Here is a 12,529-nt window from a genome sequence, read left to right as displayed (position 1 = left end):
CTTTATTTCTTCTTTTTCTTATGTCTAGTCTTTTTACGATAAGGATTGAACTGCTGCTGAGTCTTCATTGGTCTTTGTGTTGGCATACCAGTTGTAGGATCAATGTTACCTAGCTGCTTCATGACCTTACGTGACTGTTCAAACTGTTTTAATAGCTTATTAACTTCAGTCACAGACTGACCACAACCCTTGGCAATTCTTTCTTTACGTGATGAATTAATCATATCAGGATTTGCACGTTCTGCTTTAGTCATAGAGTAGATGATTGATTCAGTCATCTTCATCTTAGCAGCGGCATCATCATCATTTAAATTAGGAATCTTAGGCATTCCTGGAATCATCTTTAATAAACCAGATAAAGGTCCCATCTTCTGAAGCTTCTTCATCTGTTCAAGCATATCATCTAAACCAAAAGTACCAGCCTTCATCTTATTGAAAGCTTTCATACTTTCTTTTTCATCATAGACATCCTGTACCTTTTCTACAAGGGAAACAACATCCCCCATACCAAGGATACGATCTGCCATACGGTCAGGATAGAAATAATCGATTTCATCTAATTTTTCACCTGTACCGATATATTTGATAGGAACATGAGTGACATGTCTAATAGAGAGGGCACCCCCACCACGTGCGTCACCATCTAGCTTAGTTAGAACGGCACCAGTGATTCCTAATTTTTCATTGAATGTTGAAGCAACATTCACGATTTCCTGACCAGCTAATGAGTCAACAACTAAAAGGATTTCATCAGGATGGGCAATTTCTTTAACGTTAGCAAGCTCCTGCATCAACTTTTCATCAATCTGTAAACGACCAGCGGTATCGATGATTACTACATCGTTGTGATCATCACGCGCTTTAGCTAAAGCTTCAGTAACGATTGTTTCTACAGGTGTATCAGTGCCTTTAGAAAATACCGGGATATTAAGCTGTGCACCTAATGTCTTTAACTGATCAATGGCAGCAGGACGATAAATATCACCAGCAACCAATAAAGGTTTCTTACCTTGTTTTTCAGTGATTAATTTGGCAATCTTACCAGCCGTTGTTGTTTTACCTGAACCCTGTAAACCAACCATCATGATGATTGTAGGATTTTTAGAGTAGTCTACAGTCACCATTTCTGTACCAAGTAATGATACTAATTCATCATGAACAATCTTAACAAGAACCTGTCCTGGTTTTAATGAACCAATAACGTTCTGACCAATTGCTTTTTCTTTTGTATTTGCGATAAACTCTTTAACTACCTGGTAGTTAACATCGGCTTCAAGTAAAGCCAAACGGATTTCACGAAGCATCTCCTCCATATTTGCTTCAGTAAGAGTTGCTTGTCCTGTTACCTTTTTTAATGTCTCTTGGAGTCTATCTGATAAAGATTCAAAAGCCATAATTACCTCCCTAGATATTCTTCAGCATTTCAAGATATTCGTCAATATCTTCATGCTTCTTATTCTTTTCTTCTTCAATCTTATTAATCAAATCAAGTCTCTTGCGATGATTTTCAAGAATATGTAATTTAGATTCATACTTCTCTAAACTCATCACAGAACGCTTAATATTATCAAAAACAGCATTCTTAGAGACGCCTAAGTCTTCGGCTATTTCTGATAGAGACAGATCTTCCTCATAGTAGAGAGAAAGATACTGCTTCTGTTTATCTGTCAACAATTCTCTATAACAATCCATCAAGAGGATGACTTGTTCTTTCTTTTTTAATTCTTCATCCATCATCTTACTCCATTAGATCATTACATAAACCATAAATATACTGTTCAAGATCAAATTCCTGTAAATCATCAATCTTTTCACCTAAACCAATAAACTTAACAGGGATATTGAGCATATCCTTAATTGAAAGAATAATACCACCTTTGGCAGTACCATCCATCTTAGTAAGAACAATACCAGTAATATCTGTAATCTTAGAGAATTCTACAGCCTGTGAAATACCATTCTGACCTGTTGTTGCATCTACAACAAGTAATGTTTCCTGAGGTCCTTCTGGCACAACTCTCTTGATGATACGATTCATCTTTTCAAGTTCCTTCATTAAGTTTACTTTATTCTGTAAACGTCCTGCTGTATCACAGATAAGTACATCATAACCGCCTTCTTTTGCCTGTTCAAGCGCATCAAATATTACTGAAGAAGGATCTCCCCCTTCTTTACCCTTGACACAAGGAATATTTAAACGGTTTGCCCATTCAGCAAGCTGTTCAATGGCACCAGCTCTAAATGTATCACCGGCAGCCACCATAACCTTCTTGCCTTCTTCATGCATGATCTTATTGGCAAGCTTCGCAATAGTAGTTGTTTTACCTGCTCCATTAACACCAACCATCAAGATAACTGTTAAATCATTTTCTGCATAGTTGATCTTAGTTGTCATATATGAATCATTGGCATAGATGACAAACATCTTATCAACGATAATATCATTAATCGCATGAGGATCCTTGATATTTTCAAGACGTACTTCCTTCTTGATTTCATCCACAATCTTCATAACCATGTTGACACCAACATCGCTCATGATCAGGATATTTTCTAACTCATCAAAATATTCATCGTTGATTTCACGATATCTTGCTGCCAAAGCATTGATCTTAGATGAGAAAGAAGCAGATGATTTATCAAGACCAGCAACATACTTCTCATTCTGCTTTGTAGATTTTCCTACAAATGTTTCTTTAATCTTTTGAAAAAATCCCATAATGCATCCTCCTAACTGCTTGCATATTCAGTCGCATCCTTAAGCTTAACACTGACAAGCTTAGTGACACCTTTTTCCTGCATTGTAGCCCCATATAATAGGTCACATTCAGCCATAGTTCCTTCACGATGTGTAACGACAATAAACTGTGTCTGATCTGAGAAACTACGTAAATACTTCGCAAAACGCTCTACATTCGCAATATCAAGTGCGGCTTCTACTTCATCGAGAATACATAAAGGAGATGGCTTCACACTAATCATCGCAAATAAGCAGCTTAATGCGATTAATGCGTTTTCTCCTCCTGAGAAAGAATGCAGTTTTGCAGCCTTTCCAGGTGGCTGTGCTTCAATATCAATACCGGTTTCTAGAATGTTATCTGGATCAGTATATTTAAGTGAAGCATGCCCTCCGCCAAATAAATAACGGAATACATTGTTGAATGCCTTATTAATGGCTTCAAATGAAGTGCTGAACTTCTCAACCATAATAGCATCCATATCCTTAATAGCTTTTAATAAGCTATCCTGTGCTTCTAATAATTGTGAACGCTGCGTACTTAATGTCTCATAACGTGTACTTACATCATTGTATTGTTCAATAGATTCCACATTGACATGACCAAGAGATGCAATACGTTGTCTTAAGTCACGTACCTTATCCTTTGCCTTATCTATATCAATGGACATATCAGCTTTTTCCTGTGCATGTTCAAATGTCATAGCATAAGCATCATTGAGTCTTAATAAGTAGTTCTGAATCTCTGTTTCTAAACGGCTCTTAGCAACCTTCTTATCTGTACTCTGGCTTTCTACATTCTTTAAAGCAGCACGGTGTTCACGTAAACGACGAGACACTTCTTCATTTTCATTCACATAACCCATACGGATTGTACGTTTCGCCTGAATTGTTTCTTTTAATTCATCACGACGTCTCTTCACATCATTCAAACGATCAAGTAATTCATTGTTTTGAGTTCCTCTGATCACTTCATCAAGTTCTACACTCTGATGTGTGAGGTTTTCATAATCAGCCTTAGCTACTTCATACTCACTCTTCTTGTTTGTGACAACAAGTTCAAGCTTTGCGAGAGACATCTGTTTCTGCATATAAAGCTGTCCGATTTCTCTTCCCTCATTTTCTAATGTATGCAGATCAGTCTTCATCTTGTTGAGGTCTTTTTCCTGCTGATCTAATGCACAAGAAACACGTTCTAATTCCCTTTTAGACATCATTGCGTTGTTTGTATGCTTAGATGCCCCACCTGTTAAGGAACCACCGACATTGATGATATCTCCTTCAAGTGTAACCACACGATAACGATGATAAATAGATTTTGCGATTTCTGTCGCATGATCTAGATGATCAGCTACAATTGTATTACCTAGCTGGTTTAATACAACATCACTGATAGACTTATCATAAGTCACAAAATCACTCATTACACCTAAGTATCCAAGAGACTGTTCAGCAAGCATTTTTGCTTCTTCTCTTAATAATCTTGGTTTCATTGTATCAATAGGTAGGAATGTCGCACGTCCTGCCTTATTCTTTCTCAAGAAATAAATAGCTTCTTTTGCCTGATCATTTGTACGAGTGACAATGAACTGTGTCGCACCACCAAGGGCAGTCGCAAGTGCTGTTTCATAGGTCTCTTCTGTTTCAATCAGATCACCTAAAGCACCACAGATACCAGATAAAGAATTCTTTGCACCTAAAATAGTACGCACACCATAGCTATAGCCGCTCTTATTCTCAATAATATCAGTTAATCTTGTCTTTTCAGTTCGAGAATTATGAATTTCAATATTCTTCTTTTCAATAAGAGATCGAAGATTAGACTGCTGCTTCTTATTTAAAGAATCCTTTTGAGAAAGGTCATTCTTTTCCTTTTTAACATCATTATAACGCTTCACTCTATCGTTATATTCAATGATAGCGTCTTGAAGTATAGATTTCATACTTGCTTTCTTTGCTTCTATATCTTCCTGGCTTGTTGTTTCTAATATATGCTTACGATTAGCATCAATTTCTACCTTCTGTGTTTCAAGGCTGCTTACTTCATTCATCGCTTCTAATAGCTTTTCCTGAAGTTCATTGACTTCCTGATCGAGCGCATACATCTTTTTTTCAAGTTCTTCACTCTGCTTTTCATCAAGAATAACAGCACCATCATTGGTAATACGTTCATTTTCTAGGTCTTCTAACTCTTTGTTTAAAGTCTTTAATTCTTCAGAAAGAGTACTGATTTCCTTAACAAGTACTGAAACTTCTACTTCCTGAAGTTCTTCTTTGAACTCTAAATATGTTTCAGCCTTTTCTTTTTGTCTTTTCAATGGTCCTATCTGTCGTTCTAATTCACTACAGATATCCTGAACACGGTCTAAATTGTCTGTGGTACGTTCAAGTTTTCTGACTGTTTCAATCTTACGCTTCTTATATTTTGCAACACCTGCTGCTTCTTCAAACATCGCACGTCGATCTTCAGGTTTGCTTTTTACAAACTCATTGATATTATTCTGAGAAATAATAGATAAAGAATCTCTTCCTAGACCCGTATCCATGATCAAATCAGTAATATCCTTTAAACGGCACTGTTCTCTATTTAATAAGAACTCAGAATCACCTGTACGATAAAGACGACGTGTAATTTCCACTTCAGTAGAATCAAAATCAAGGAAATGATCTTCATTATTAAAGACAAGTGTCACTTCTGCTTCACCCTGTGCTTTACGATCTTCACTTCCTGAGAAAATGACATCTGTCATTGTTTCTCCACGCATCGCCTTGGCAGACTTTTCTCCTAGTACCCAGCGGATGGCATCAGTAATATTTGATTTACCGCATCCATTAGGTCCTACTATTCCAGTAATACCTGGCATGAATTCAACTACACTTTTATCCGCAAAGGATTTAAAACCATGAAGTTCAATTCGTTTTAAATACATGTTATTCCTCTCTAATCTATAATAACTTTGCCGTCTTCAAAGCCCTTGACGATTGCAAGAGACTGTACTTCATATCCAGCTTCTTCAATTCTATGTCTTCCCTGCTGGAAGCCTTTTTCAACGACAATACCAATACCTTCTACTATTGCACCTGCCTGATGGCATAAATCAATCATACCCATAACAGCTTCACCATTGGCTAAGAAATCATCTATAATTAACACATGATCTTCTGGGCTTAAATACTTCTTAGAAATCTGTCCAATATAATCCTTATTCTTTGTGTAAGAATGAATTTCTGTTGTATAGAAATCGTTGTCAGTAATTGAAGAAGAACCCTTCTTAGTAAATACTACATGACAATTATTGAATTTCTGTGCAACGACAACAGCTAAACCAATACCACTTGCTTCGATAGTGACAATCTTGTTAATTGGTTTATTTTTATATCTTTCATAGAATTCATCTGCAATCTTATTAAATAACTCTACATCAATCTGATGATTTAAAAAGCTATCTACTCTTAATACATTTTCATTAATAACATATCCGTCTTCTAAAATCTTCTTCTTTAACTCTTCCATCTTCACTAATCCTTTTTCTTTTTTGTGAGTCCTGTAAACATCTCATATGGGATATAAACAGTAAATACAGAACCAACATCTTCTTGTGATTCTACATCTATTTTATAGTGATGTAAATCAATAATCCTTTTTACTATCGATAAACCAAGTCCATTTCCTTCAATTGTACGTGATTTATCCTGTCTATAGAATCTTTCAAAGATATGAGAAATGGCATCCTGGCTCATTCCCACACCTGTATCTTCAAATCTTACCTGTAGTTCAGTTGGTGTTCTTCTCACTTCCACTGTTACTACACCATGCTCATTGGTATACTTGATTGCATTACTTAATAAATTGATCCATACCTGTTCCATACGGCTCTCATCGGCTTTAATAATGAATTCTTTTTTAGGATGAATGAATTCTATTTCAATATCCTTACTTAAAGCCGCATTATCTTCCATCTCAATAACACGATTAAGTTGTTCAATAAGTGGAAACTCTGTCTTATCCAGTGCTGTATCTTCTCCATCTAATAAAGTAAGCTGCAGCATATTCTTAGATAAATGAGATAAACGATTTGAATTGAACAATATAATATCTGCATATTTTTTTCTTTGTTCATCTGTCAGATTCTCATTCTTTAATATTGTCGCAAATCCGCTAATAGCTGTTAAAGGAGTCTGGAACTCATGAGATACATCCGATATAAATTGTTGTCGGATTGTTTCCTGCTTAGCGAGTCTTACTGCCATTTGATTGAAGGAAGCATACAATGAGGATATTTCATCCTTTCCTTCATAATTGACACGCACCTTATAATTCCCTTTCGCAAGCTCATCAGTGACCTTTGTGAGACGTGAGATTGGTTTCACAATAATATCTGCAACAATCAGGAAGACAATACTTCCTGTCATCATAAAGATGATTGCAGCACTCGCATAAGACTTCATAAAGATATCTTTTGTAGCAGAAAAATCCTTCTGAACTGTAATCACATATGTTTGATTATCAATCTTAAATGCTTTTGCATATTGCGAAATGATTCCTTCACTACGTAATGACTTATCTTTTGAAGTCGCAAGTGTCTTTAATTCATCATCTTTAAGTATAAGTTTCTTATTAACATGTCCATAGCTTTTTGTCTGTCCTTCACATGTGACAGTAAAAGACATTTCTGATGTTTCTGAATAATCCGCTAAAATCTTATCCTGATCCTTATCATCAATTAACTTGATCAAATCTGCAATATGATCGGAAGAGTGTTCTAATTCTTCTAAAGCCAATTGATCAGAATCATGGTTATATGATTTTATTGTAAAAAAGCAACAGATAGAAAAACTTAATAAAGACGTTAATAAAAAGCCAATTACAAGTTTACTATAAATAGACTTCATTACTCAACCTCTATTTTATAACCTAAGCCACGTACTGTCACAACTTTGAATCCTGGAAGATGACCAAGATTCTCACGAATACGCTTAATGTGAACATCTACTGTACGATCAAAACCGTCATAATCCATCCCCCAGATTTTTTCAATAAGCTGTTCTCTTGTAAAAATCTGATTTGGATTCTTAGCCAGTTCAAAAGCTAACTCAAACTGTTTTAAAGGAAGATGAATGACCTGCTCTTGATAGCGTACTTCATATTTATCACCATCAAAGATCACATCACCAATCTTCACCACATTTGAAGAATTAATACTATAACGTTTTAGGATTGTTTTAACACGCGCCATTAATTCATCAGGGTCAAAAGGCTTAGTGACATAGTCGTCAATACCTAAAGAGAATCCTCTTAGTTTATCCTTTGATTGAGACTTAGCTGTCAACATAATGACTGGAATTTCACGATACTGTCTCATCTGTTCGACAAGTTCAAAGCCATCCATTCCTGGCATCATAATATCTACAACAGCCAAATCAATATATTGGTTTTCTACTATATCCAATGCTTCTTCTGCATTCGCCGCTTCAATTGTATCAAAACCTGCTTTATCGAGATAGAAGCGCACTAATTCTCTAATATGCATTTCATCATCTACAACCATGATTTTAGATTTCATCTTATTTCACCTCATTTGTCCTCATTATATCATACTTATTGCATCATGAAGAGATGAAAGTAAGTCCTCAATCTGATCTAGACTCGAAAGTGTTGCACCTGAGGCAAGGGCATGTCCTCCCCCACCAAACTTAGCAGCCACTTCATTAATAATCGCATTTCTAGAACGAATAGAGACACGATAGACATTATCTTTCGTATTTTCTGTAATAGCACACCAGACTTCAAATTCCTTGACATTCGCAAGTGTATTGACGTAGCTAGAGCCTTCTTCACGACTAATACCTAATTCTTTAAGATCTTCATCCTTCAATATATAGTAAGCCACTTTATCATTGACTTGATAATTGTTCAAGATAAACTGTGTGACTTTTAAATCTTTTTCCTCTCTTAAATACATTGTTTGATAGATTTCTTCAATATTAATACCTGATTCTAATAAGTAAGATGCTGCCTTGAATGTACGCGCATCTGTGGAACGATACATGAAACGATTTGTATCACCAATAATACCCATATATAAAGCACGTGCACCTTGTTCATTTAAAGAATAGCTATCCTTCACTTCTTCTAATAATAGGGAAACAATCTGAGAGGCACTTGATGCAGTAGCATCTTCAATATTGATATCTCCATAAGAATCAACAACGATATGATGATCAATCTTAATGATTTTATCACATACAGAAATATCACCATCAATACGTTCACGATTGGCTGTATCAATCACAATACCTAGAGCAGGAAGTTCTTTTTCTTCATCTATAGTGGCATTGAACTTTTCCCATAAAACATTTTCAAAGTTTCCTTTTAACACAACATTGATTTCTGGAAAGTTTTCTTTTAAGAAATAATACATACCTACAGTAGAACCAAAAGCGTCATAATCAGGATTAATATGACGATATAAGAATACTTGTTTATATTGTTTTAATAAATTAATTATTTTATCCATAATTTAACCCACCTTTTCACCCATTTTAACATATTTTTATACAAATAAAAAAGACAGAAATCAATATATGACTTCTGCCTGTCATTTTATCCTAAATTTAATAATTTCATAGTATCTCTAGCGATTTCTACTTCTTCGTTTGTAGGGATTACAAAGACATCAATCTTAGAGAATTGATGAGAAATCAATCTATTTTCGTCTGAACGAATCGCATTTGATTCTTCATTGAGGAATACGCCCAGTGCACGAGAACAATCATCGATAATCAAACGTCTTAAATAAGCAGCGTTTTCACCTACACCCGCAGTGAAAGCAATCGCATCTAAGCCACCTAATTCAACGAAATATTGGCCAATATATTTAGAAACAATACGCGAATATAATAAACCAGTTAATAATGCACGTTCATCACCTTCATTGAATAAGGCGTTTTCAATATCACGTGAATCTGATGAAATACCTGAAATACCAAGCATTCCTGATTTCTTATTATAGATGTCTAATACTTCATCAGGTGTTTTATTTAGTTTCTTGCATAAGTAAGGCATGATAGATGGGTCGATTGTACCACATCTAGAACCCATCATTACACCTGCTAGTGGTGTGAATCCCATTGATGTATCAATACACTTACCATCTAATACCGCAGAAAGTGATGCACCGTTGCCTAAATGACATACGATAATACGCGAATGTTTAGGGTTACCCAATTCTTTTATAACCTGTTCAGAAACATATTTATGACTTGTACCATGTGCGCCATATTTTCTAATTTTATAGTCTGTGTAATATTCTAATGGTAATGGATATAAATATCTTTCTCTATCCAATGTCTGATGGAAAGCTGTATCAAATACGAATACGTGTCCTACTCCTGGAAGAGCTTCTTTGAATGCACGATATCCTACTAAGTGTGCAGGGTTATGTAAAGGTGCTAATTCACATAACTCTTCTACCTTACTTACTACGTCTTCATTTACCACAGCACTAGAATCAAAGTATTCACCACCATGTACAATACGATGTCCTACCCCTTCAATTTCTTCTAGCTTTTCAACAATTTTTTCCTTCACTAATGCATCTAACAATAAAGAAACAGCGACCTTATGATCCGGAATAGGTAATTTTTCTGTTTTCTTCTGTCCATTATGTTTAATAGTAAAAATTCCTTCTTCTAGTCCAATTCTTTCCACAATACCTGAGCAGATTACTAGTTCTGAAGGCATTTCTAATAACTGGAATTTTAATGATGAACTACCAGCGTTTACCGCCATGATTTTAGCCATATTATAACCTCCTTAAAATCATATAATTTTATTTTACTAAAATTTTATATAAAATACAACAATAACTTGTAAGCGTTCTCATACAAATATATAAATTTTTATTGAAATTTATACAAAAAGTACTTGCATAGTATATTTATACATGGTATATTTAGAAGGCAGTCCGATGCAGACATACTCAAGAGGCTGAAGAGGCTCCCCTGCTAAGGGAGTAGGTGGGGTAACCTGCGCGAGGGTTCAAATCCCTCTGTCTGCGCCATTGCAAATGGTCTGGTAGTTCAGTTGGTTTAGAATGCCGCCCTGTCACGGCGGAGGTCGCGGGTTCGAGCCCCGTCCAGACCGCCATTTGTAATTTAACACTTCTTCGGAAGTGTTTTTTTGTATGTATATACACTTTAAATGCCAGACAATGTCTGGCATTTTTATTTAGAATAAGATGACTAATAACGCAAATATATTGTTTGTCATATGTGTAAGAATAGAAGCCCAGATATTATCTGTACTTTCATAAATATATGCAAAGACTAGTCCTGAGCAAGCATATGGTATCATCTGTACCATTTCAAAGATATTACCTGCAAAGACTGAATTCATAACATGAATAAAGCCAAATAAGAAGGCAGAGACCACATAAGCTAAGAATCTATTATATTTACGTAGACCTGTAAAAATAACACCTCTAAAGATCAATTCTTCTCCTATTGGTGCTAAGAACCCTGTCACAAAGAACATGATGGCAGGAATACTTTTAGTGAGTGATTCTACCTGCTGCTGATTCACACTTGATGATTGATCCACAAACAGCTTAACTATACTGCTTCCAATCGCATTAGCACAAATATTGAGGAAGAATCCTAGAAAACATCCTGCAACAATAATAGAAAGCTTATTATTCATGAAATCTTTCCATTGACGTTTGATAAACTTTCTTAAAATGATTACTGCAACAAGTGCAGTAATTAAATCAACCGCAAAGTTCAGCCAGATTGTTGCAGTATTGGTGGCAACTGAAAGGTTAAATGTTAAGATTATCCATTTTACAATTGCTGTTCCGATATAGCTATTACAATAGAAGAATAATGGAAGTAAGATGACACACCCTAAAACAAGTTCCTGTCCTGAGAGTCTTCTCGTAAAACGATCAATTCTTTTTCTCATTAAATTCTCCCTTCATCGTAGAACTTATAAGCAATTTCTTTATAAAATAATGCCTGTACAGTAATATAAACAGGCTGATATGTATAAGCCGCTATTGCCGCACTTAGAATTGAACCAAGCAATCCTGCAATACCATTATCGCCAAATACGCCACCAATCATAATACTAATGATGGCACATAGAAGAATCCATCCAATAAATGAAAGATTGATTAATAATAAATCCGTGCAATGACCTTTCATTAATGTGAATGATTCCTTAAGTGCCTCAAAGCCTTTAATACCATATTCCTGATGTAAATAAGTCATCGCAAACATACGTAAATTAATCCAGATCATTACAAATGCGAAGGCAAATAACAATACAAACAACAATATGCCACTTAGTGCTGTTAGACCTGAAACAACCCCTGTAATAGGTGAAACACTATAAGGATCACTTAATAGCGCAAATAAGCCACCAAAAGAACCAAGAGAGCATACCACAATAAGTGCTACAAAAATGAATGCTATAACAAAGTTTACAAGTACTTTTACAAGATAAGTTGGTACGTATTCAATCCAGTTAACTAGACCATAGACACCATCATTATCTGATAATTCATATTCACGATCAGTAACAACTTTAAGTCCTGCAACAACATAGCCTTGTTCTACCGCAATTATTAATATAACCACAATAATATGTAAAATACTCATAATACCATTATCAGAACTCAACAGACTAGGTAATGATGAAATCGCCCCTACTATTAAGCAGATACGGGCAAGACTCGTTTTATTCACACGTGCTATTTCTCTTGCACGTTGTTTAATCATTGAAATATTCAT

Annotated in this window: 11 protein-coding genes and 2 tRNA genes; 2 read left to right on the top strand and 11 right to left on the bottom strand. The window is 35.3% G+C overall.

Annotated features, from left to right (window positions below; translation table 11 throughout):
* Positions 1 to 2 precede the first annotated feature (2 nt).
* From ffh to B2S90_RS00375, 9 genes are all read right to left on the bottom strand, one after another.
* On the bottom strand, positions 3 to 1,394 hold the full coding sequence (ffh, locus tag B2S90_RS00415; protein ID WP_279078874.1) for a signal recognition particle protein: 1,392 nt from the start codon (positions 1,392 to 1,394) through the stop codon (positions 3 to 5).
* Between the two features lie 10 nt (positions 1,395 to 1,404).
* Positions 1,405 to 1,734, bottom strand: a complete 330-nt coding sequence (ylxM, locus tag B2S90_RS00410; RefSeq protein ID WP_055233981.1) for a YlxM family DNA-binding protein — start codon at positions 1,732 to 1,734, stop codon at positions 1,405 to 1,407.
* 4 nt (positions 1,735 to 1,738) lie between these two features.
* Positions 1,739 to 2,719, bottom strand: a complete 981-nt coding sequence (gene ftsY / locus B2S90_RS00405) for a signal recognition particle-docking protein FtsY (RefSeq protein WP_006504725.1) — start codon at positions 2,717 to 2,719, stop codon at positions 1,739 to 1,741.
* Positions 2,720 to 2,730: 11 nt separating this feature from the next.
* Complete coding sequence (locus B2S90_RS00400) at positions 2,731 to 5,667, bottom strand: chromosome segregation protein SMC (RefSeq protein ID WP_055233980.1); 2,937 nt, start codon at positions 5,665 to 5,667, stop codon at positions 2,731 to 2,733.
* 11 nt (positions 5,668 to 5,678) lie between these two features.
* Positions 5,679 to 6,251: a xanthine phosphoribosyltransferase gene (locus B2S90_RS00395; RefSeq protein ID WP_055233979.1), complete on the bottom strand. Its 573-nt coding sequence runs from the start codon at positions 6,249 to 6,251 to the stop codon at positions 5,679 to 5,681.
* A 5-nt stretch (positions 6,252 to 6,256) separates the two neighbouring features.
* On the bottom strand, positions 6,257 to 7,630 hold the full coding sequence (locus B2S90_RS00390; RefSeq protein ID WP_278778714.1) for a sensor histidine kinase: 1,374 nt from the start codon (positions 7,628 to 7,630) through the stop codon (positions 6,257 to 6,259).
* Positions 7,630 to 8,301, bottom strand: a complete 672-nt coding sequence (locus B2S90_RS00385) for a response regulator transcription factor (protein ID WP_055233977.1) — start codon at positions 8,299 to 8,301, stop codon at positions 7,630 to 7,632. Before B2S90_RS00385 ends, B2S90_RS00390 begins: the two co-directional genes overlap by 1 nt.
* Before the next feature lie 24 nt (positions 8,302 to 8,325).
* Complete coding sequence (locus B2S90_RS00380) at positions 8,326 to 9,255, bottom strand: DHH family phosphoesterase (RefSeq protein ID WP_055233976.1); 930 nt, start codon at positions 9,253 to 9,255, stop codon at positions 8,326 to 8,328.
* 86 nt (positions 9,256 to 9,341) lie between these two features.
* Entirely contained in the window at positions 9,342 to 10,541 is a 1,200-nt protein-coding gene (locus B2S90_RS00375) for an acetate/propionate family kinase (protein WP_055233975.1), read from the bottom strand.
* Between the two features lie 168 nt (positions 10,542 to 10,709).
* On the opposite strand from B2S90_RS00375, the gene B2S90_RS00370 reads away from it, so the two are divergent.
* Both B2S90_RS00370 and B2S90_RS00365 read left to right on the top strand, forming a co-directional pair.
* A tRNA-Ser gene (locus tag B2S90_RS00370) sits at positions 10,710 to 10,800 on the top strand.
* A gap of 8 nt (positions 10,801 to 10,808) precedes the next feature.
* Positions 10,809 to 10,886 (top strand) — tRNA-Asp (locus B2S90_RS00365).
* A gap of 81 nt (positions 10,887 to 10,967) precedes the next feature.
* Here B2S90_RS00365 and B2S90_RS00360 read toward each other — a convergent pair.
* Together B2S90_RS00360 and B2S90_RS00355 are read right to left on the bottom strand one after the other, a co-directional pair.
* Complete coding sequence (locus B2S90_RS00360; RefSeq protein WP_270397305.1) at positions 10,968 to 11,699, bottom strand: CPBP family intramembrane glutamic endopeptidase; 732 nt, start codon at positions 11,697 to 11,699, stop codon at positions 10,968 to 10,970.
* The gene (locus tag B2S90_RS00355; protein WP_278778719.1) at positions 11,699 to 12,529 is read right to left on the bottom strand and encodes a DUF975 family protein; all 831 of its coding nucleotides are present in this window, start codon (positions 12,527 to 12,529) and stop codon (positions 11,699 to 11,701) included. The genes B2S90_RS00360 and B2S90_RS00355 overlap by 1 nt, the downstream gene beginning before the upstream one ends.

The organism is Catenibacterium sp. UBA627 (assembly GCF_002299355.1).
Lineage (GTDB): Bacteria > Bacillota_I > Bacilli_A > Erysipelotrichales > Coprobacillaceae > Catenibacterium > Catenibacterium mitsuoka.
This window is presented reverse-complemented; position numbering and strand designations above follow the sequence as displayed.